This window comes from Vibrio limimangrovi (assembly GCF_054064025.1).
The window spans coordinates 21,914-42,264 of sequence record NZ_JBSUGF010000020.1 but is presented as its reverse complement, the minus strand read 5'-3'; the positions used below and the strand labels follow the sequence as shown (position 1 = coordinate 42,264).

The following is a 20,351-nucleotide window of genomic DNA, read 5'->3' as shown; positions in this document are numbered from 1 at the left end:
GAGCCTCAATATAACGCAATTCTCCCCTACGGAGAAAGAGATGTTGCCTCGACTGGAGTGAGTCGCGCAAACGTTACTATTGGCAAGCATCGAATTGCAATATTCTTACTGCAATTTATAGACATCCAACAAGCCATTTCGTTCTTTTGATTGTTTCTGCGTGATCACTTCCACTCTCTAGTGGCCATTAGCTGTACCTATAGCGCAAATGGGTTAAAATTGCGCTAAAGCAATGTTAAGCAAATATAACAAGGAAATACATCATGGCGCATGTTAATCACTTTGACGTGATCGTAATTGGTAGTGGCCCAGGTGGAGAAGGGGCTGCGATGGGATTAACCAAAGCAGGACTGAATGTCGCCATCATCGAAAAAGAGAGTAGCGTAGGTGGTGGCTGCACGCATTGGGGGACCATTCCATCAAAAGCACTGCGTCATGCGGTTAGCCGTATCATTGAATTCAACAGCAATCCGTTGTTCTGCCGCAATAACACCAGCCTGCATGCAACATTTTCTGACATTTTGGGCCATGCAAAGTCAGTTATCGACAAGCAAACGCGTCTGCGCCAGGGTTTCTACGACCGTAACCAATGTACGCTGCTTTTTGGTACCGCGCGTTTTATCGACTGTTATTCTGTCGCGGTGATGCAAAGTGATGGCACCGAAGAAATCTACTCAGCAGATAAATTTGTCATTGCGACTGGTTCACGCCCCTACCAACCAGATGATGTCGATTTCCTGCATGAGCGCATTTATGACAGCGACTCAATCCTGAGCCTGAAGCACGACCCTCGTCATATCATTATTTATGGTGCTGGCGTCATTGGTTGTGAATACGCATCAATCTTCCGCGGGCTTGGTGTGAAAACCGACCTTATCAATACCCGTGACCGCCTGTTGTCATTCTTAGATAACGAAGTTTCTGATGCGCTGTCATACCATTTCTGGAATAGCGGTGTCGTGATTCGCAATGATGAAACTTACGAGAAAATTGAAGGCACTGAAGACGGTGTAATTATCCACCTGAAATCCGGCAAGAAGATGCTCGCCGATTGTCTGCTGTACGCAAACGGCCGAACAGGTAACACGGACAAACTCAACCTGGGTGCAGTTGGTCTGGAAGCAGACTCTCGTGGACAATTAAAAGTAAACCGCAACTACCAAACGGTAGTTGAAAACATTTACGCAGTTGGTGATGTAATTGGTTACCCAAGTCTGGCAAGCGCAGCCTATGATCAGGGACGCTTTGTGGCCCAAGCCATTACTAAAGGTCAGGCAGATAATTACCTGATCGAAGATATCCCGACGGGCATCTACACCATTCCGGAAATCAGTTCAGTTGGTAAGACAGAGCAAGAATTGACGGCTGCGAAAGTGCCTTACGAGGTCGGTCGCTCTTCCTTCAAACATCTGGCACGTGCACAGATCGCAGGAAAAGACATTGGCAGTTTGAAGATTTTGTTCCATCGCGAAACCAAAGAGATCCTTGGCATCCACTGTTTTGGTCAACGTGCAGCGGAAATCATCCACATCGGTCAAGCCATTATGGAACAGAAAGGTGAAGCGAATACCATCGAATACTTCGTTAACACAACATTTAACTACCCGACCATGGCCGAAGCCTACCGCGTAGCAGCGTTGAATGGATTGAACCGACTGTTCTGATTCGACGAACAACAGTAACTAACAAAACAGCAGACATCATGTCTGCTGTTTTTGTTTGCAGTAAGCGTTAAGCGAGAAATGTTCCCTTGCGCCACTGATTGACAAAAATCACCCCAAGTCCGATGCCGCGCATTACCATAAAACTGGTCATCGCCAGCCAAAGTGCATGATTTTCCAATCCCGAGAAAAGATAAAAGATAACAAAGAAGCTGCAAGTTGCCACAAACATGCTATTGCGCATGTCTTTGCCCTTGGTCGCTCCGACAAATATCCCGTCTAACAAAAAGCACCACATTGAAGCCAGCGGCATCACTACCAACCATGGCAGATACATAGCAGCTTGCTGCTGCACTGCATCTATCGAGGTGATCGTGGCGATCAAGTACGATCCTGAAAAAGCAAAGACTGCGGTTAAAGCCAAGCAGATAAGAAGACTCCAAAAGAAGGTGCCAATCAATGAGGCACTCAGCTGCTGTCTGTCTTTCGCCCCGATGGCTTTGCCTACCATGGCTTCCATAGCGTACGCAAAACCATCCATACCGTAAGATATAATCATCAGAAAGCTCATCAGCACCGCATTCGCTGCCACGACATCATCACCAAAGCTCGCCCCCTGAAACGTCATAAAGCTAAATGCCGCTTGCAGACATAACGAGCGTAAGAAGATATCGCGATTGAGTTTTACAAAGCGCCCCAGCCCATGCTGAGTCTCTCCAAGTAAACTCTTCGGTATTGGAAGCTGCCGCTCTTGCCACGTTTTCCACACACAGACTAAGCCAAACGCCATGCCTGAGTAGTCGGCAATCACAGACGCTAATGCTACCCCTTCTACTTTCCAGTCAAAACCAATGACGAACAAAACATCCAGTGCAATGTTAGTGAGGTTAGTAATGATCACCATCCACATCGGCGCTTTGGCGTTTTGTGTACCCAACAACCATCCCAGCAGCACGAAGTTCATCAATGCCGCCGGTGCACTCCAGACTCGAATAGAGAAATACTGCATGCCGTAATGTTTGACTTGGGTACTAGCTTCACTCCAGCCAAAAATAAGATCGCCAATTGCGCTATGAGCTAATAAAAACAGCAGCGCAAACAGCAACGCCATCAAAGCCCCTTGCATGAAGACTAAGGCCAACTGCTTTCGGTCATCACCACCATAAGATTGCGCGGCTAATCCGGTTGTCGACATGCGTAAAAAGCCGAGCAGCCAGAAGGTCACGCTAATCATCGTGCTACCTAAAGCGACACCGCCCAAATACCAAGCATGTTCAAGATGGCCAATCACAGCCGCATCAACCAGACCAAGCAGCGGAACGGTAATATTCGACAGCACCATAGGAATGGCAAGCGCCAAGACCTGACGGTGCACCTGAGGATTAGATAAAGGAGAGAAAATAGAGTTTGTCACAGGCACCTCGTTAGCTAGGCTAACGAGTGTACCTGAGTGCTGAATGACTAGCCAATCACCACTTGATATGCACGAGAACGGGCGTAAGTCGATGCTTCAATAAGGGGATCTTATTGAGCCAGCGTTGCCAGGCTTTCCAGCGTGAGCAAAAGCGGTCAAAAGGCGAAAACACTTTTACCCATTGTGCCCAGGGCAGCCATTGCAGGATCTGTTCTGCAGGAGCTTCAAAACCATGCGCATAACAATCAGAGCCGAGTTTCTGTCCCCACTTGCTTTCGGTCAGATCCCCAGCCAGAACCATACACACTTCAGCGGACACAAAGTAGCGGCCGAGAGTTTGAATAAAACGGGCAATAAGCGATGCTGAACAATCCAGTAATGCCATTTCACAGACAACCAGAACAGGTGCTTTGTCTGGAATAGCAAGAGAGTCAAGCCAACACATATCTTCCACATTGCCTATGTGGTGCTCGTAACGTTCGTTTTTATGGAACAGTCGCTGGCGCCAAACCAGATTCTCCGTAACATCGAGCTCAATCCAATGGCAACGTCCATTATCCAAACGGTAGAAACGAGTGTCGAGACCTGCGCCAACGTTGATGACCCATGCATCAGGATGTTGCTGCAAAAACTGATTGACCTGTTGGTCACAGAGCTGCGTTAACGTCACATGCAACAACTGCTTTTGTGCCACATCACCACTCAGGCAATCTGGCGCCATTTTACAACTCAGGCAGGCTTTCGCAGCAATGGGATCATAGACCAATCCATTGTCGACCATACTTTCACGGCTACGTAACAACAAAGGTTTCAACAAATGATTGGGAACTTGATGTTTAAACTTAGACATGGCATTTCCTGCGCCAATGGAAATAATGGTTATGGAATCAAATGATAATGAATATCAATTACAGTATCAAGCAGGAATGCTATTGAGCAACAAGGAAGTGTGAAATGGGGCAAGATATAAAACAGAAAGACGATCAGACACAACAGCCCAGTATGTCTGGGCTGTTGTTAAAAAGTTTACATCCAGTCGGTATTACGAATGATGCCGACCGCTAAACCTTCAATCGTCAGGTGTTGAGATGTCAGATCCACCTGAATAGGTGCAAACTCTTCATTCTCAGCGTGCAGTAATACAGTAGAACCTTTACGTTCCAAGCGTTTTACCGTCACATCGTCATCGACTCGGGCAACGACAACCTGACCATCACGTACATCTTGGGTTTTATGTACAGCCAGCAAGTCACCATCCATAATACCGATGTTTTTCATACTTTCGCCATTTACGCGCAGCAAGAAATCAGCTTGTGGCTTAAACATCGCTGGATCGACTTGGTAATGGGCTTCCACATGCTCTTGAGCCAAAATCGGCTCACCTGCCGCAACCTGACCAATCAGAGGCAAGCCCTGATCATCATTTGCAGCGTCTTCAAGCAGAATGCGAATCCCGCGAGATGCACCTGGAATAATTTCAATCGCTTGCTTACGAGCAAGTGCTTTTAGGTGTTCCTCTGCAGCATTTGCAGAGCGGAAGCCAAGCTCACGCGCAATCTCTGCACGGGTTGGTGGCATTCCGGTGTCATCGATTTTACTTTTGATCAAATCGAAGACTTGTTGTTGGCGTGGCGTTAACGGCTTCATGTCTCACCTGTCTTTTTATACAGTTAACTGTGAGTATATCCAGTAAATGGTTAAATGGAAACCCAATTGGTTGTTTTTTAATTTATTTGCCTAACTTCCTGACGTTCTCCACAATCCTTCATGTCATAAGTGTTTAAAACAGCACGCTTAAAGTTAACTAAACTAAAGCACGGCTTGGCCTTTTGACCAAAATCCATTCAATAAAATTAAAAGGTTCGACCAGTTTCTGTTATCCTTGCTGCGCTTAAAATTTATTGTCTGGGCTTATTTCTATTGCTGTACTCATCTTCTAAAAAAGATGGGGTAACGCGGACAAAGAAATAAGCCGGGGCCTGTTTGAATACCTATCGAGGCTGTGAACTTTATGTCTTCTGGACAATCATTTTCACGTTCATTACTAAAACTACCTTTATCGGTACTGGTAAAGGGCACCACAATCCCATCGAATCCAATTGAAGATCTCAATATCGATCTGGCAAAACCGATTGTGTATGCCTTACCGTTCCGCTCGAACGTGGATTTGCTGACACTGCAAAAACAAGCCATGAGCCTTGGTCTGCCTGATCCGCTCAGTCCACTGGAAATCAATGGCAAAACGTTAAACCGTTACGTCTTTATTGCTGCCCGCCCAACGGTGATGGGGAACGATAATGATGTACCGACGGAATCTGATTCTCTGTTCACTCAGTTATTAGAGCTGCACAAAACGGACAGCGGTCTCGACGTACAGATGATCCCAGCGACTGTTCTGTGGGGGCGTAAACCAGGTAAAGAGGCAAGCAGCAAACCTTACCTGCAACCTATGAATGGTGTGCAAAAAGCCCAAGCGGTTGTGGCGTCAGGTCGTGACTGTTTAGTTCGCTTTAGCCCAGTGGTATCTTTGCGCTACATGGCAGATTCTCATGGCACCGATAGTGCTATTGCCCACAAACTGGCGCGTGTGGCTCGTATCCACTTCTCTCGTCAAAAGTTGGCAGCATCGGGACCGAACCTTCCGCAACGTCAGGTTTTGTTTGCGCGCTTAATGAAGTCACCTGCTATCGAACAAGCGATTGAAGATGAAGCAAAGAGCAAAAACATCTCGATCGAAAAAGCGCGCAAAGAGGCCCATGACATCATGGACGAAATTGCGGCGAACTTCTCTTATGGGTTGGTGAAAAATGGCGACCGTATTCTCGGCTGGCTGTGGAATAAACTTTACCAAGGTCTGCACATAAACAACGCTTCGACGGTCCGCCGTCTGGCACAAGATGGCCACGAAATCGTCTACGTACCCTGCCATCGCAGCCACATGGATTATCTGCTGCTTTCTTACGTTCTTTACCATGAAGGTATGGTGCCACCGCACATTGCTGCAGGTATTAACCTTAACTTCTTCCCGGCAGGCCCTATTTTCCGCCGTGGTGGTGCGTTCTTTATCCGTCGTAGCTTTAAAGGCAATAAACTCTACTCAACGATTTTCCGTGAGTATCTGGCCGAGCTATTTGCCAAGGGTTACTCCGTTGAGTACTTCAGTGAAGGTGGTCGCTCTCGAACTGGTCGTTTGCTGCAAGCAAAAACAGGTATGTTGGCGATGACTATTCAGGCAATGCTGCGTGGTCTAAACCGTCCGGTAACTCTTGTGCCGGTGTATATCGGCTATGAGCATGTAATGGAAGTAAGCACTTACGCTAAAGAACTGCGTGGCAAGCGCAAGGAGAAAGAAAACGCCGGTCTGGTATTGCGTACTCTGCGTAAACTTCGCAACTTTGGTTTGGGCTACGTAAACTTTGGTGAGCCAATTCAGCTCAACCAATACCTCAACGAGCATGCACCTGAGTGGACTAAAGACATCGACCCGATGGGTGGCAGCAAACCACAGTGGATGAACCCGGTAGTAAACGGGCTAGCCAATAAGATGATGACACACATTAACGATGCGGCAGCGGCCAACGCGCTGACACTCTGTGCCACCGCTCTGCTGGCTTCCCGTCAGCGCGCTTTGTCTCGTGATTCTCTGATCAGTCAGATTGAATGTTACCTGAAGCTGCTGAAGAACAATCCATATTCAAGCACTTCGACCATTCCAAGCGAAAGTGCTGAAGAGTTGGTTGATCACGCCATCGCACTCGATAAGTTTGTGATTGAAACAGACAGCATGGGTGACATCATTTCACTGGACCGCAACCAGTCGATTCTGATGACTTACTACCGTAACAACATCATTCACTTGTTTGCGCTTCCTTCACTGATTGCTCAGATGATCATTCGTCAGCGCAACTTAACGGTTGAAAAGGTTCAGCAGAACGTCGCACACATCTATCCATTCCTGAAAAAAGAGCTGTTCTTAAGCTATCAGGAAGACGATTTGAATAAACTGGTTGAGAAAATTCTTAGTGAGTTTGCCGAGCAGAAAATGATCTGTCTGGATGGCAACAAGCTGGAGATCAACCAGTCCAACAACCAGCCGTTGGTTCTGTTAGGTCGCACGATTACTGAGACGCTGCAGCGATACTCGATCGCGATGAATTTGCTGGTTGCCTATCCTGAACTGGGCAAGTCAGATCTGGAACAGAAGAGCCAAGATATCGCACAGCGTTTGGGACGTTTGCACGGCATTAACGCGCCAGAATTCTTTGATAAAGGCGTGTTTACCGCAATGTTCAATACTTTGAAACAGCAAGCGTATCTGGACAAAGATGGTAACTGCGATACCGAAAAGACAGAAAAATTCGCCAAACTGTTGTTTGCTTTACTTTACCCGGAAGTAAAACTGACCATCGAAGAAAGTATTCATCAGCTTCACGCGTAACAAAGCGTAAAAAGCAAAAAGGCATCCAATCGGATGCCTTTTTCATATTTCGAGTTTCTACCAAAACGCCACTAACAAACCAATGGCGATTACCATGCCGACATAGTTGTTGTTCAAAAACGCTCTAAAACACAAGTCGCGCTCACGATGACGAATCAGATGCTGCTGATAAACAAACAGCGAAGCGGCAACCAGAATCGTCCAGTAATAACTCTGGCCCAGCTGATAAAACTGCCCTAACCCAACCAGCATCGCTAAGGTTATCAGCTGCAAAATGCCGATGATTAACTTGTCATGACGGCCAAACAAAATCGCCGTCGATTTAATACCAATTTTTAAGTCATCATCACGGTCAACCATAGCGTACTGGGTATCGTATGCAATCGTCCACAAAGCATTAATGACAAAAACAAACCACACGATCAGTGGCAACTCACCAGTTTGCGCAGCCCAGGCCATCGGAATTGCCCAGCTAAAGGCCAGCCCAAGAAACAGTTGTGGCAGATGGGTATACCGCTTCATGAACGGATAGATAAAGGCGAGCACAACACCCGCGAATGAGAGCTGAATCGTCAACGGATTCATTGTCAGAACCAGTAAAAACGAGCTTACGGCTAACACCAGGAACAGACCTATCGCTTCTTTCGCTGTAACTTTACCCGATGGCAGTGGACGCTGTTTGGTGCGCTTTACGTGGCCATCGACCTTACGATCGGCAAAATCATTGATAACACACCCTGCACTTCGCATTAGGAACACACCCAACACAAACACGAGCAACACATTCCAATTCGGCATTCCCTGAGCTGCAATCACAAGTGCCCAAACGGTTGGCCACAATAGCAATAGTGAACCAATAGGCCGGTCCATTCGCGTCAGTTGCCAATATGCTCTGGCTTTCTCTGCAGACATTTACACCCTCTCCTTAGCGTAAATCGGTGAATGAGGTAAGAATAACTCGGCAACTAACATGGGTTTGTGATTCATCCACAACCTTGAACGTCGCGCTAAAAAACGGCCTTGTGGCAGCGCCACCCACCCAATTTGCAGTGAGTCACGCTCTACGTTATCCGCGCTAAATACCGTCAGCCCCAAAGGGATATCCCCTTGCTCTGCCAGATCGTATTGCTGGTCCACCAGCGTGGAGCGCGGGATCAAGGTACGACCGACAATCCAGGGACAGTCATCACCGGACAAGACAACCTCCCGCAACAGACAGTCTTGCTCAGACAATAACTCACTTTCATCGAGATTTAATGTCTTGGCAGTGACGATTTGATTTTGTAGCAATTCCACTGTCAATTCCTGACAGTGCTGCTTTAAACGACGTGACAAAGACCCTTGTTCTTCAAGCCAATGCTTGACAAATTCATCAGGAAATTCAAATTCTTCGGGCTTTTGCCACGCAACTTCCAATAAAGAAGCAAGATAGAGTGATGTTGACTGATTCATACTAGTATTCAATTGGAGGCTTTATGCATACAATAAAGCCACAACTTACCGTCTTATTAAAACCGTAAGTTCTGTTATTTGTTATAGACGGTCTATTGTACCAAGACTGAAGCGATTCGAATATCGCGATCCAGAGAAAGAAAAGTTAGAAATATGTACAAACGTTATATAGCCCAAACTATTTTTGCCTTCACCATGCTTATTTCCACACCAATTTGGGCTGAAACGGAACAAGCAGAACCTCAACTGGCATACTTCACTCTAGAGCCAGACCTGACAACCAACTTTTACACCAAAGGGAAAAAGCTAGGGTACGTACAGGCTCGTATCGATATTATGGTCATGAGCCAGCAAGATTTGGCGATTGTTGAACATCATCAACCTTTGATTCGCGACGCCGTCATCGAATTACTAGGCAGACAGACAGAAGACACCATCAAGTCCCTATCTGGTCGGGAAGAATTACGCAAGACGTTAGTGAAGACATTAAACGAAACACTCCTACCAGAAACCGGGAAAACCGTAATTTCAGATTTGTTGTTTACCAAGTATCTCTATCAATAGAACGGATAGAAACAAAAAGACCGCTTAGTAAGCGGTCTTTTTTCATCTTAGATCTTAGGCTTTTTGCTGGTACTTCATCTTTCCGGAGTCAAATAACGCTATCGCCATTCCCGCTAGCAATCCCACTAAGTGCGCAGTATTAGCAATCGCCATAAACGGTTGGACAAAACCAAGCACTAACCACACCAACATAAACACGATAATTGGCTTTGGTAACGTCAGACCTAAATGTGGTAAGCGATATCCTAAGACCCACAAGTAACCAAGTAGCGCATAAACAACCCCAGACAACCCGCCGAAGTTTGCTCCTTCAACATAGAACTGACCTGCGCCAGACAAAGCTGCTGAAACAACAAAGAGTTGAAGTAACTTTCTGGATCCAAGACGACGCTCGATGTCGCCACCAAGTTGCCACCACCACAGTAAGTTAAAGATGATATGGGTGGCGGAAAAGTGCAGCACAGCATGGCTAAGCCAACGCCACAATTGCCATTGTTGACCTTCAAACGCAGGGAAATGCAATAACGCAAACACCCCTCGGCCAAAACCTATCATCTGTAAACCATAGATAACCGCACACACGATCATGATCAATAGGGTCACAGGACCCGCTTTAGACTTGATCATGCTAATGATGCTCGGGCTTGAGTAATGAAATTGACTCTTTCGAGTGTCGGCAACGTTCCACGATGCGGCGCTGTATTTAGAATCCGAAGGGTTAGCCAGAAAATGTTTCAGCTCTGCCTCTGCTTCGACTTCATACTGGCTGTCTGTCAGCCAAAGCGCAAACTGCCCCTGACCTTCTGGCATCACCTGAATGTCTATCTGACGAGAAGCCATATAGTCGATGAAGGCCTGTGCCATGCGTGGGTTGTTTAACGTTACCAATCTTTTCATTAACTTCTCACTATCGGTAATTGTGCTCGCTGCCAGGCTTCAAAGCCACCATCTACACTGTACACCTGCTCAAAGCCTTGGTTTAACAGGTATTGCGCCGCCCCCTGACTACTAATCCCGTGATAGCACATAACAAGAACTGGTTGTTCGAACTCTGCATCATCCATAAAAGAGACGATAGAATCGTTAGTTAAGTGAAATGCTGACTCTGCATGCGCAACGGCAAACGATTGAGGGTCACGGATATCTACAAGCTTTGCTTCGCCCCGCTCAAGCAGTGCTTGGGCACCTTGTACATCGATATGCTGAAACTGGTCCATTTACTTTCCCATTGTCTTATTAATATACCCAAATAACCTAAAGGTGCTTGATGGAAGCAGCGCCAGCCACTGGCTGATAAGCAGCATCATAAGTCACTTGGGTATATGCTGCCATTGTAACCTATCCAACGCCAAATTTAGACACAAGAATAATCAGGGAATTTAAAAGTGTACACAATACAACCAGATGTAGATAAATCTGTGGATTGCGTTGATAAAGTATTTTTTGATCTTTTGATCCACAATATGTAGTGATGATCTTGATCTAACTGTGTGTATATTTCTAACTATCCCCAAAGACAAAAACGCTCAGACGCCTTATTTTGCCCCGCTTTCGAACAGCTGATAAATAATTACTTCACAGAGTTATGCACAGGTAGCACATAAATTTAAGATCGCAAACGCTATCGATTTTCGTTCGACAATAAAAAAGCCGAGATCACATGATCTCGGCTTTCTATGAAAATTTTACTTTCGCCTAGAAGTGGGAGTTAGAACTCACCAACAGCAAGTTTCAGTTTCTTCATTGCGTTCTTTTCTAGCTGGCGAATACGCTCGGCGGAAACGCCAAATTCATCAGCCAAATCCTGCAATGTTGCTTTCTCATCATCTAACCAGCGAGAACGCACAATACGTTGACTACGCTCATCCAGACTTGCCAGTGCATGACCAAGACGATTGTTGGTATGCATTTCCCAGTTAGCCGCTTCAATGTTATCTGCAACATCTGACGATTTGTCTTCCAGATACAGCATCGGAGCTGTGTAAGCGTTTGAGCTATCGTCTTCGTCAGTAGGCATATCGAAAGTAGAATCTACTGCCGCCAGACGGGACTCCATCTCACGCACTTCTGAAGGTTCTACTCCTAACTCACGAGCAACTGTTTCGACTTCACCGTTGTTAAACCAACCCAAGCGCTTTTTCGACTTACGTAAGTTAAAGAACAATTTACGTTGTGCTTTGGTTGTTGCGATCTTAACAATACGCCAGTTACGCAGCACGTATTCATGGATCTCAGCTTTGATCCAGTGAACCGCAAAAGAGACAAGACGCACACCCACTTCTGGGTTAAATCGTTTAACGGCTTTCATTAGACCGATGTTACCCTCTTGCACTAGATCTGCCATTGGCAAACCGTAGCCTGAGTAACCTCGAGCAACGTGAACAACGAATCTCAGGTGCGACAGGATCAGCCCTTTCGCGGCTTCAATCTCACCTTTGTAGTGTAATCGTTCTGCTAGTTCACGCTCTTCGTCTACCGTCAGCATTGGATAGCTGTTAACGGAGCGAATATAGCTATCAAGGCTATCTTGCGTGACTAGAGCCATCGGATACGCTTCTTTTGTCATTCAATTCCTCATCAATCTCTGATCTGGAGCATTACATTGCAATTTAGCTTCGATATCTTGAACTCAAAATGAACAAGTTTCAAGAAGGGGGGAGCAATTATCCATAAACAATCGGTCTATACAAGGGCTAAAAATTAGCTTGTACTAATAAATTCCAAGTATAAGACCGCTATCACTTAAACTGGTTCAATTTCTTTTAAATGACGCTGTGCAGAAATACGCGCAGCGATACAACCTATCAAGCTGCCAGTAATGATAAGCAGCAGAGATTCATCCCAGTTTAGGCCATTCAAACGGAACTGGCTGTCGTACAATGCCGCCAAATCTTCCACTGCACTGTTCATTACATAGGTCATGACCGTTGTAACTAACCAGGCCACGGCGGCACCCAACACTCCAAACCACATTCCGGTATATAAGTACGGGCGCAGAATGAAGCTGTCTGTCGCACCGATCAGTTTCATGGTTTGAATCTCTTCTTTATTCGCCAATACATTGAAACGTAATGTATTACCAACAATGAGAAATACCGCGCACAACATGAGTACAGACAAGGTGACAACGACAATACCAGCTAGAGTTTTAATCGCATCAAGACGAGCCAGCCAGTCTTCATCGAGCCTGACATCGGTTACGTCTTGCTGCTCGCGAACTTCTTTGGCAATCGACTGAATAGCGCTTTTTAATTCAGATTCCGGAGTAATCACCAGCACGCCAGGAAGCGCGTAACCACTCAATAAGCTCAGCGCTTTATCAAAACCAGCATATTGGCTGAGATCGGCCAATCCTTGCTGTGGAGAAATATATTCTACTTCTTTCACCAGAGGCCAGGTTTCAATTTCATCCTTTAGTACCATAACACGCGCATCAGGCATGTTTTCGACTAAGTAAGCACTTACTTGAGAGGGTGAGGCCACCTCTTCCGCTGCGCCCGCGACGTTTTTACCTAATAAGTACAAGCAAGCGGGCATCGCAAGAGCGATTGAAACCACGGCAAGAGTAAGAATGTTCCCTAAAGGTCGTTGCCACAGCGCAGAAAACGAGGACTTTGCCTGTTTAACATGCACGGAGAAAAAGCCATCGGTATTAACTCTCTTGACACTGCCGCCTTTGTCTTTCTTTTGCGAGTGCTTTTTACCTACCATAGTCTTCTACCTCGCTCAGGAAGCCTTGATTCAATTCAAAATGACGATACTGTGGGCGAGTGTTTACTAACCCGATATCGTGCGTTGCAAGAAGGATCGTCACACCAGCACGATTAAATTCTTCAAACAGGCGCAGCACACGGTTGGACAATTCAGGATCGAGGTTACCCGTTGGTTCATCCGCCACCAGCAAAGTTGGCCTGTTCACCACTGCACGGGCAATCCCAACGCGTTGCTGTTCACCGCCCGATAACTGACTTGGTAGACTGCGAGCTTTATCGAGCAATCCCGTTTTATCTAACGCTGCAGAAACACGACGTTTAATTTCATTTTCAGAAATTGATTCGATGCGCATCGGCAGTGCGACATTATCGTACACACTGCGATCCATCAGTAAACGGTGATCCTGAAATACAATTCCGATATTGCGACGCAGGAATGGAATGTCTTTGTTCGCAATGCGAGTGATGTCATGACCGTTAAAATGGATTTTTCCGTCGGTCGGACGCTCAATCGCACAGATCAATTTCAGCAAGGTACTTTTACCAGCGCCGGAATGCCCGCCCAAAAACGCCATCTCTCCACGCCTCAGGTGAAAATCGACTTTTTGCAGTGCTTGTCGACCACCTCGGTAAGCTTTACTCACTTGCTGAAATTTGATCACCGTTGATTTCCTCTAACTTAAATTACTCTTCACGGCTGAACAGTGCGTCAATGAACTCTTGAGTTTCAAACGGACGCAAATCTTCGATGCCTTCGCCTACGCCAATGTAACGAATTGGAATCCCAAACTGATCAGCAATAGCGAAGATTACGCCGCCTTTCGCTGTACCATCCAGCTTAGTTAATGTAATACCAGTAATAGGTGAAACATCACTGAAAAGTTTCGCCTGACTGATCGCATTTTGACCAGTTCCGGCATCAAGCGTCAGCATGATCTCGTGTGGTGCAGAATCATCAATCTTCTTCATCACACGTATAATCTTGCGTAACTCTTCCATCAGGTTCGCTTTGTTTTGCAGACGGCCAGCGGTATCGGCAATCACCACATCTACACCACGCGCTTTTGCCGCTTCAATCGCATCATAGATAACTGAAGCGCTGTCAGCACCAGTATGCTGAGCAATCACAGGGACGTTGTTACGCTCACCCCATACTTGCAGCTGTTCTACCGCTGCGGCACGGAAAGTATCACCAGCTGCCAGCATCACTTTCTTACCCTGATTCTGGAACTGCTTCGCCAGCTTACCGATTGTCGTGGTTTTGCCCACACCGTTTACGCCAACCATCAGGATAACGTAAGGCGTTTTGCTGCTGTCGATTTCAAGTGGCTGCTCAACTTTAGACAGAATCTCAGCCATCTCTTCTTTCAACAAGCCGTAAAGGGCTTCGCCATTCTTAAGATCGCCACGCGTAGCTTTCTCAGTCAGGTTGTTGATGATTTTCGTTGTGGTGTTCATGCCCACATCGGCGATAAGCAGTTGCTCTTCCAGCTCTTCAAACAGGTCATCATCGATCTTTTTACCACTGAACAGGCCAAAGAAGCCTGCGCCGATGTTTGCTTTGGTTCGGCTTAAGCTGCGTTTAAGACGTGCGAAGAAGCTTTCGGTCGGTTTTTCCTGCTCTTGAATACGAGGTACAACTGGGGCTTCTGCTTCTGCTTCTGCTTCTGCTTCTGCTTCTGCTTCTGCTTCTGCTTCTGCTTCTGCTTCTGCTTCTGCTTCTGCTGGAGCAGCTTCGGCCTTCTCTGACTCTTCTTCAACTACTGATTGCTCTTCTTGTTCCGCAACCTGTTCTACATGCTGCTCTTCAGAAGGCGCATCCACTGCTTCTTCTTTAACTGTTTCTTCTGTTTTTGGTTGTGAGCTTTGCTCTTCATCACCAAAACCTAGCCACGAAAGTAATCCGCGCTTCTTTTTTTCCGTCATCTGGGGCTATCCTAGATTATCTTTTTATCTATTAATGACTCTTTTTTGACAAGATTATTATCCGTCTAAAAAAGGCTAATGACAAAGATGTGAAAACTTTTCAATTAGGTGAATCTAATCTTATTAGTGTTACACTCTGTCATCTTGAATATTCTGGGCTGTATCCAAGCTCAACGCCTGGGCGATTGGATATAGTATCACTTTATTAGCGGTCAAAAAATCTATGGTAAGACGTCGCCAGCAAAACTCATCACAAAAAAAGCCAACAACGGGCTTCGTTCGTATTATTAGTGGCTTATGGAGAGGCCGAAAACTCCCGGTTCACGACGCTGAAGGATTACGTCCAACCACTGACCGCGTGAAAGAAACGCTGTTTAACTGGCTGGCACAAGATGTGCCACAAGCAAAATGTCTCGACTTGTTCGCCGGTTCCGGTGGTTTAGGTTTTGAATCTGCCTCGCGCCAGGCTGAGCAAGTGACGATGGTTGAACTAAACCCACAAGCCTTTCAGCAGTTACAAAAAAACGTGGCGTCGTTAAACGCAAGCAACATCCAGATAGTGAATACCGATGCGCTAAGCTTCTTAAAGCAACCCGGTAGCCCATACCATGTGGTGTTTATTGATCCGCCATTTCGTAAGGGCTTACTGGATGAAACCGTGACCTTACTAGAACAAAACGGCTGGCTTGCTGAAGATGCGATGATTTATATTGAAACCGAAAAAGAACTGAATATCATCGACCTGCCAGAGAGCTGGCGGCTATACCGAGAAAAAACGGCTGGTCAGGTTAGTTATCGTCTGTATGAACGCACATCAGCGTAATGCTTCTATATAAAAGGATACCAAAATGAAAGCACTACTCATCTTAGCGAAAGCGGCCATCGCTTTTGTTTGGTTGGTATTAATCATCAATATTATTATGCCGTTCCCGGGCAATGCCACCATCGCACTTTACATCATGACCGCATTCCTGTTCATCATGCACGGTCTGCAAATGGCCATTTTCATCGGTGCATTTGGCGATAAGATAAAAATGAGTAGCTGGGAGAAGTACTCCATCCTTATTTTTGGCATCTTTGCCCTGCTCGACATTCGTCGCAAGCATATGATGTAAACGCCAGATAATAAAACAGCCGCTCACAAGAGCGGCTGTTTTGTATTGGTCATCAGTAGTTATCTGGGAGCGTGTTATGCTCTTCGCGACTTAGTGGTTGCAAATACGTTCCATGTTAACGACAAGCTTGCCGTCTAGTTCACTTACTTTTTTATTTTTTAGCAAAAACTCAAGTAATGAATCTAAATCTAGATCATTCAGTTTGCAGGTGTGAAAGCGTGTTTCTAACCCGAAATGGGCTGCAAGCTCATCACGATTCATCGGGGTTTCATGAAGCAGGTTTAGTAGGTCATGGCCATGAATGTTACTCATCATCAACTCCAGTCATCATATTGAATACGGCCAGTTTACAGAAATCTTCCCGGACTGCTTTGACCTAGATTAGTAAATAATAGAAGCCACAATGAGCGCATGCGCCATGAAATAGCTGCCACTGACCCATACATAGGCGCGCTTCATAGGTTTACGATAACCGTGAATCGCATATGCAAGCGCTGAATAGGTCATTATCAAGGTCCCGCAGAACCCGATAGCATTCGCGTAACTTGGTGACTGTAACCATACTTCTCCGGCAGCCCAAGCCATTTGCACCAGCATCATACCCATGATGACAACTGGAAAAACCAAAGAGTCGAGTTGCGGTAACAACAAAAAGAACGCCACGATACTGGCCGCTAACAGCAAAGCCAGAAGCCACCAAATAATTTCTCCGTTAAACTGCATCCAGAATGACTTGCTATAGCAAACCTGAGCCACTAAGTAACCGCAGAAATAAATCAGTTTACGAGTGCGCAACGAATGCAACGTATCTGCAAGTATGGAAACACCCAGTCCAGCAGCAATCCAATAGGAAGAGGCTGCAGGCGCTCCCTGAGTTAATACCAGGACGAGAAGGAGTAACAGAGTAAAGATTTTAAATACGAGAGATTGTGTCGGATTGGCTTGTTTCGCCCCCAACACGGAATACACACCTGATAGCCCAATAGCCAGCCAACTCCACATGCTGTACATACCTTTTACTTAAACTCGCCGCTAGTCTAGGTAGACCAGTTTTGATGTAAAGACGTAATCTACGAAAGTTGGATCTCGCTAGCGATTCGAGTCACTTAACCACCACTTAAAATCAACCAAATACACAAATAAACAAATAAACAAAACTCAACTTGATACATCGAAAGTGATAAGTAAAAAGCCAACTTGCTTGCTCATCCATCGATACGAGCAAAGAACCATCACAAACACAAGATGAGCCTACTTACGGCATAAAATAGCATAAACCCAGCAACTATATTAAAGAAAAATCTTGAATAAGCGCTATATCGTAGATAATAAAATTATCAATCAATCTCAGTAACATAATGATATAAAAGAACATAAACATCACCAAACCAGTAAATTCAGAGTTAATGCACTCCACACTTGCAAACCCCTTTTCTCACTGCCATTTTCTCATCATATAAGAAATTCTCTTTTTAAAACTACCACCTCCGTAGCTAGATAACGGAAACGAAGCGAATTTTCTCAGTTTTTGAGAAACACAATCCAAATGCCCAACGAACCCTAACCCAGACACAAAAAACAATAATTAAACAATATGTAATCCATTTCTTACACATAAAAATCAACAGGTTATAAAAATTAAGAATAATAAAGGAACAAACAGGACACTTTCAATACAGCTCAAAAAACACTGTTTCTTTAGTCAAATCCACGCAAAATAGGTTAGTTAACTGTGAGTTTTAAAAACTTATCATAAGATGCGTTGATCAAACCCAAAAAAGAGTGCTATATTAACTTCATCGCGTTCATCAAGATTAAGGGGTAGTGTTATGATTTCGTCTTCTCAAAAACAAGGGCTGGTAATGATTGCAGTGGTTGTGGGTTTAATGACACTGCCACTGATGTACTAAGCTGCTGATTAAAAATAAAAAAGGACGCAATAGCGTCCTTTTTTATTTTAGTTTTATTAGTACTACTTAATGTGTTTAGACAGTATGTCCCAGTGCATATAGTAAAAACCAAGAGCTGCAAGTGTGATCAGCACCATTAACAAAATTGCAGCCCGCCAAATAAAGCGTGAGCTCCTCGGTGTCAGCTCTTTTTCACAATCATCACACACCGCCATAAAATTCTTTCGATCGTCCAGCTTAAAATCTTCTTCATGGACAATCTTATTGCGTATGGTAGCGATATAACGTAGCTTTGCGATTACGTCATGCGGAAGCCGTTCTTCACAGCTATTGATAAGCTGGTGTAACCCTTTCCCTTCTGCATGATATTGAGTGCGCAGAAGTTTTTCGATCGTTCGGGTACGCATGACTACTTTTTCAATATCCGACATCGTAACCCTCCCCTTACCAGATCCTTTCTTTATTATTCATTTTACTTCCCTATAAATTTAGAGCTTTTTCGACCAGTTAAGTACCATTTTCAATTCAAACTGTGTCCTTGTACGCATATAAACTGTGAAGTGCGCCGAATAAAAAACCATCGTTTTTTGATGAATCGCGAATACTTTACCTTATCTCATTGCTTAATCAGCGAGTACGGTAAAATAGTCGCCACTGAAACATTGGAGGTCCTCATGCCAGTCTCACTCATTTTGGCTCTTTTTGCCCTGATTGCACTTGGCGCCTGGGTATTCTTCCGCTTCTATAGTAAACACTACGTTGGCGAAGATGCCCCCGAGCAACGTGTACAAGTCACCATTTTAGATAAACAAGCAATCGAGATTCCGGATGCCAAGCCGGGACAAGACGATCAAGAGTATTGGATATACGTACAGCGCGGCTCTGTCGGCCCAAAACGCGAGTTCCAAATTGGTGTCCACTATTACCATTCTCTAAACCCGGGAGATAAAGGCACATTGACTTACCGAGGCGATAAGTTTCTACACTTCGCCCTTAAACGCTGATTTATGGTAATAACCAACGAGTCTTGTCTGATCGGGAGAACAAATAACTCATCGTCAAGGCTCCAGCTCCACTCAATAGTATCCACAAAGGGATAACCCATAGCGGATGCCCTTCATACCAGCCGAACTCTTTCATCGGCCATAAGAAAATAGGGTGAAGTAAATAAATGCCTAAGCTGTGCTGGCTAATAACGCTCACCACTTTCTGAACCTTAGCCGATAGCCCTTCGCCAAAATAACGGCCCAACATGAAAATCATCGATGCTGCTAAAATCACGTTAAGCGTTTTGTAAGATAGCCAACGCCCTACGGTGTATTTTTCAGCCTCTAAACTGTTTGTGACTACCATCGCAAAGGTGACCGCCAAGGCGACCAGACCTAAGCAAGTAAATAGAGTGACGCTCGAACGGTTCAGAGGCAGCTTTTGGTACAGTACATAACCCAGAGGTAAGTAGCCCATATAGAGCCAGATTTGATTACTCCAAGGGCCATCTATTTTGAAGAGGAATAACGTACTAGTGAAAAGCCAGAATGCCAGATACGTATAGACAACATTATCGTCAACGTTTCGTACCATCCACTGAAACAACGGAATCACAAAATAAAGCGGGATAAAGTAATAGAAAAAACCTAAGTGGTAATAGGTTTCATGATGAACACTGTTGCTCAGTACCTCTTTGACCGTTTCAAAGTCAAAGCCCTGAGCCGTCCAGCCGGAGAGATAAGCATAAAACACCGACCAAATAAGGAAAGGAATCAAAACCTTACCCAAGCGTCTTTTTATATAGTACTTGCCATCAAACGGCCGGGTATCACTGAGCATTAACGCGCCGGTGATCAGGATAAAAACAGGTACCGCCCATCGGGTAGAACTATTAACGCCAACGGCCGTTAGCCATTGATCGAACGGAATCACACCCAATTCATTACGATAAGGCGCTAAGACATGAATGGCGATCACTGCGACTGCTGCCACGCAGCGTAATAGATCAAAAAACAGAACCCTTTCTCTCATACCTCTCCCTACCTTGAGTCGCTTATCGTTTATAGCATAGGGCAATTTCCAGTGAGTGGAACATTTAACAGACTGTTTTTGCTTATTTTTAACTCAGCCACGCGAAACAACCAATGTTGATCCATCGAGTGACAGCAAA

Annotated in this window: 21 protein-coding genes; 6 read left to right on the top strand and 15 right to left on the bottom strand. The window is 45.3% G+C overall.

The window, feature by feature from the left end; genetic code table 11:
* Window positions 1–263: 263 nt before the first annotated feature.
* On the top strand, window positions 264–1,664 hold the full coding sequence (gene sthA / locus ACWYU8_RS20865) for a Si-specific NAD(P)(+) transhydrogenase (protein ID WP_457521661.1): 1,401 nt from the start codon (window positions 264–266) through the stop codon (window positions 1,662–1,664).
* 67 nt (window positions 1,665–1,731) lie between these two features.
* Here sthA and dinF read toward each other — a convergent pair whose 3' ends face one another.
* The 3 genes from dinF to lexA form a co-directional block, all read right to left on the bottom strand.
* Entirely contained in the window at window positions 1,732–3,075 is a 1,344-nt protein-coding gene (dinF, locus tag ACWYU8_RS20860; protein ID WP_457521660.1) for an MATE family efflux transporter DinF, read from the bottom strand.
* A 55-nt stretch (window positions 3,076–3,130) separates the two neighbouring features.
* Complete coding sequence (locus ACWYU8_RS20855) at window positions 3,131–3,925, bottom strand: class I SAM-dependent methyltransferase (RefSeq protein WP_457521659.1); 795 nt, start codon at window positions 3,923–3,925, stop codon at window positions 3,131–3,133.
* Between the two features lie 176 nt (window positions 3,926–4,101).
* Window positions 4,102–4,722 carry a transcriptional repressor LexA gene (gene lexA / locus ACWYU8_RS20850; RefSeq protein WP_444496483.1) on the bottom strand — a complete coding sequence of 207 codons (621 nt, stop codon included), beginning with the start codon at window positions 4,720–4,722 and terminating at the stop codon, window positions 4,102–4,104.
* Window positions 4,723–5,086: 364 nt separating this feature from the next.
* Here lexA and plsB point away from each other — a divergent pair, with 364 nt between their 5' ends.
* Window positions 5,087–7,513 (top strand): glycerol-3-phosphate 1-O-acyltransferase PlsB, encoded by a 2,427-nt coding sequence (gene plsB, locus ACWYU8_RS20845; RefSeq protein WP_457521658.1) that lies wholly within the window; start codon window positions 5,087–5,089, stop codon window positions 7,511–7,513.
* Window positions 7,514–7,570: 57 nt separating this feature from the next.
* Here the strand turns inward: plsB and ubiA are convergent, their stop codons facing one another.
* On the bottom strand, window positions 7,571–8,425 hold the full coding sequence (gene ubiA, locus ACWYU8_RS20840) for a 4-hydroxybenzoate octaprenyltransferase (protein ID WP_457521657.1): 855 nt from the start codon (window positions 8,423–8,425) through the stop codon (window positions 7,571–7,573).
* Window positions 8,426–8,965: a chorismate lyase gene (locus ACWYU8_RS20835; protein WP_457521656.1), complete on the bottom strand. Its 540-nt coding sequence runs from the start codon at window positions 8,963–8,965 to the stop codon at window positions 8,426–8,428.
* Window positions 8,966–9,118: 153 nt separating this feature from the next.
* Between ACWYU8_RS20835 and ACWYU8_RS20830 the strand changes: the two genes are divergently transcribed.
* Window positions 9,119–9,529 (top strand): flagellar basal body-associated protein FliL, encoded by a 411-nt coding sequence (locus ACWYU8_RS20830; RefSeq protein ID WP_457521655.1) that lies wholly within the window; start codon window positions 9,119–9,121, stop codon window positions 9,527–9,529.
* 54 nt (window positions 9,530–9,583) lie between these two features.
* On the opposite strand, the gene glpG is transcribed toward ACWYU8_RS20830, so the two are convergent.
* The 6 genes from glpG to ftsY all read right to left on the bottom strand — a co-directional run bounded on the left by glpG (window position 9,584) and on the right by ftsY (window position 15,168).
* The gene (gene glpG / locus ACWYU8_RS20825) at window positions 9,584–10,426 is read right to left on the bottom strand and encodes a rhomboid family intramembrane serine protease GlpG (RefSeq protein ID WP_457521654.1); all 843 of its coding nucleotides are present in this window, start codon (window positions 10,424–10,426) and stop codon (window positions 9,584–9,586) included.
* Entirely contained in the window at window positions 10,426–10,746 is a 321-nt protein-coding gene (glpE, locus tag ACWYU8_RS20820; protein ID WP_457521653.1) for a thiosulfate sulfurtransferase GlpE, read from the bottom strand. The genes glpG and glpE overlap by 1 nt, the downstream gene beginning before the upstream one ends.
* A gap of 491 nt (window positions 10,747–11,237) precedes the next feature.
* Window positions 11,238–12,095 (bottom strand): RNA polymerase sigma factor RpoH, encoded by an 858-nt coding sequence (gene rpoH / locus ACWYU8_RS20815; RefSeq protein ID WP_457521652.1) that lies wholly within the window; start codon window positions 12,093–12,095, stop codon window positions 11,238–11,240.
* Window positions 12,096–12,271: 176 nt separating this feature from the next.
* Complete coding sequence (gene ftsX / locus ACWYU8_RS20810) at window positions 12,272–13,240, bottom strand: permease-like cell division protein FtsX (RefSeq protein WP_457521651.1); 969 nt, start codon at window positions 13,238–13,240, stop codon at window positions 12,272–12,274.
* A complete protein-coding gene (gene ftsE, locus ACWYU8_RS20805) occupies window positions 13,230–13,904 on the bottom strand; it encodes a cell division ATP-binding protein FtsE (protein ID WP_457521650.1) in 675 nt (224 codons plus the stop codon). The genes ftsX and ftsE overlap by 11 nt, the downstream gene beginning before the upstream one ends.
* Window positions 13,905–13,926: 22 nt before the next feature.
* Window positions 13,927–15,168 carry a signal recognition particle-docking protein FtsY gene (gene ftsY, locus ACWYU8_RS20800; protein WP_457521649.1) on the bottom strand — a complete coding sequence of 414 codons (1,242 nt, stop codon included), beginning with the start codon at window positions 15,166–15,168 and terminating at the stop codon, window positions 13,927–13,929.
* A 223-nt stretch (window positions 15,169–15,391) separates the two neighbouring features.
* Between ftsY and rsmD the strand changes: the two genes are divergently transcribed.
* Window positions 15,392–15,991: a 16S rRNA (guanine(966)-N(2))-methyltransferase RsmD gene (gene rsmD, locus ACWYU8_RS20795; protein ID WP_457521648.1), complete on the top strand. Its 600-nt coding sequence runs from the start codon at window positions 15,392–15,394 to the stop codon at window positions 15,989–15,991.
* Between the two features lie 25 nt (window positions 15,992–16,016).
* Entirely contained in the window at window positions 16,017–16,283 is a 267-nt protein-coding gene (locus ACWYU8_RS20790; protein WP_457521647.1) for a DUF1145 domain-containing protein, read from the top strand.
* 90 nt (window positions 16,284–16,373) lie between these two features.
* Here ACWYU8_RS20790 and ACWYU8_RS20785 read toward each other — a convergent pair whose 3' ends face one another.
* The 3 genes from ACWYU8_RS20785 to ACWYU8_RS20775 all read right to left on the bottom strand — a co-directional run bounded on the left by ACWYU8_RS20785 (window position 16,374) and on the right by ACWYU8_RS20775 (window position 18,624).
* Window positions 16,374–16,595, bottom strand: coding sequence for a YecH family metal-binding protein (locus ACWYU8_RS20785; protein WP_457521646.1), 222 nt, complete (start codon window positions 16,593–16,595; stop codon window positions 16,374–16,376).
* Between the two features lie 69 nt (window positions 16,596–16,664).
* The gene (locus ACWYU8_RS20780; protein WP_457521645.1) at window positions 16,665–17,285 is read right to left on the bottom strand and encodes a lysoplasmalogenase; all 621 of its coding nucleotides are present in this window, start codon (window positions 17,283–17,285) and stop codon (window positions 16,665–16,667) included.
* A gap of 970 nt (window positions 17,286–18,255) precedes the next feature.
* Window positions 18,256–18,624, bottom strand: a complete 369-nt coding sequence (locus tag ACWYU8_RS20775; RefSeq protein WP_457521644.1) for a DUF4145 domain-containing protein — start codon at window positions 18,622–18,624, stop codon at window positions 18,256–18,258.
* Window positions 18,625–18,867: 243 nt separating this feature from the next.
* Between ACWYU8_RS20775 and ACWYU8_RS20770 the strand changes: the two genes are divergently transcribed.
* On the top strand, window positions 18,868–19,197 hold the full coding sequence (locus ACWYU8_RS20770; protein WP_457521643.1) for a DUF2500 domain-containing protein: 330 nt from the start codon (window positions 18,868–18,870) through the stop codon (window positions 19,195–19,197).
* Window position 19,198: 1 nt separating this feature from the next.
* Here ACWYU8_RS20770 and ACWYU8_RS20765 read toward each other — a convergent pair whose 3' ends face one another.
* Window positions 19,199–20,212, bottom strand: coding sequence for an acyltransferase (locus ACWYU8_RS20765; protein ID WP_457521642.1), 1,014 nt, complete (start codon window positions 20,210–20,212; stop codon window positions 19,199–19,201).
* Between the last annotated feature and the right edge of the window lie 139 nt (window positions 20,213–20,351).

What these genes read in the sequence shown, in the direction of transcription:
- ACWYU8_RS20785 (WP_457521646.1), bottom strand. Translation starts at nt 16,595, where the DNA reads ATGAGTAACATTCATGGCCATGACCTACTAAACCTGCTTCATGAAACC.
- sthA (WP_457521661.1), top strand. Translation starts at nt 264, where the DNA reads ATGGCGCATGTTAATCACTTTGACGTGATCGTAATTGGTAGTGGCCCA.
- ACWYU8_RS20775 (WP_457521644.1), bottom strand. Translation starts at nt 18,624, where the DNA reads ATGTCGGATATTGAAAAAGTAGTCATGCGTACCCGAACGATCGAAAAA.
- rpoH (WP_457521652.1), bottom strand. Translation starts at nt 12,095, where the DNA reads ATGACAAAAGAAGCGTATCCGATGGCTCTAGTCACGCAAGATAGCCTT.
- ACWYU8_RS20765 (WP_457521642.1), bottom strand. Translation starts at nt 20,212, where the DNA reads ATGAGAGAAAGGGTTCTGTTTTTTGATCTATTACGCTGCGTGGCAGCA.
- ACWYU8_RS20855 (WP_457521659.1), bottom strand. Translation starts at nt 3,925, where the DNA reads ATGTCTAAGTTTAAACATCAAGTTCCCAATCATTTGTTGAAACCTTTG.
- ubiA (WP_457521657.1), bottom strand. Translation starts at nt 8,425, where the DNA reads ATGTCTGCAGAGAAAGCCAGAGCATATTGGCAACTGACGCGAATGGAC.
- lexA (WP_444496483.1), bottom strand. Translation starts at nt 4,722, where the DNA reads ATGAAGCCGTTAACGCCACGCCAACAACAAGTCTTCGATTTGATCAAA.
- glpG (WP_457521654.1), bottom strand. Translation starts at nt 10,426, where the DNA reads ATGAAAAGATTGGTAACGTTAAACAACCCACGCATGGCACAGGCCTTC.
- ACWYU8_RS20835 (WP_457521656.1), bottom strand. Translation starts at nt 8,965, where the DNA reads ATGAATCAGTCAACATCACTCTATCTTGCTTCTTTATTGGAAGTTGCG.
- ACWYU8_RS20780 (WP_457521645.1), bottom strand. Translation starts at nt 17,285, where the DNA reads ATGTGGAGTTGGCTGGCTATTGGGCTATCAGGTGTGTATTCCGTGTTG.
- plsB (WP_457521658.1), top strand. Translation starts at nt 5,087, where the DNA reads ATGTCTTCTGGACAATCATTTTCACGTTCATTACTAAAACTACCTTTA.
- rsmD (WP_457521648.1), top strand. Translation starts at nt 15,392, where the DNA reads ATGGTAAGACGTCGCCAGCAAAACTCATCACAAAAAAAGCCAACAACG.
- ACWYU8_RS20830 (WP_457521655.1), top strand. Translation starts at nt 9,119, where the DNA reads ATGTACAAACGTTATATAGCCCAAACTATTTTTGCCTTCACCATGCTT.
- ACWYU8_RS20770 (WP_457521643.1), top strand. Translation starts at nt 18,868, where the DNA reads ATGCCAGTCTCACTCATTTTGGCTCTTTTTGCCCTGATTGCACTTGGC.
- ACWYU8_RS20790 (WP_457521647.1), top strand. Translation starts at nt 16,017, where the DNA reads ATGAAAGCACTACTCATCTTAGCGAAAGCGGCCATCGCTTTTGTTTGG.
- glpE (WP_457521653.1), bottom strand. Translation starts at nt 10,746, where the DNA reads ATGGACCAGTTTCAGCATATCGATGTACAAGGTGCCCAAGCACTGCTT.
- ftsY (WP_457521649.1), bottom strand. Translation starts at nt 15,168, where the DNA reads ATGACGGAAAAAAAGAAGCGCGGATTACTTTCGTGGCTAGGTTTTGGT.
- ftsX (WP_457521651.1), bottom strand. Translation starts at nt 13,240, where the DNA reads ATGGTAGGTAAAAAGCACTCGCAAAAGAAAGACAAAGGCGGCAGTGTC.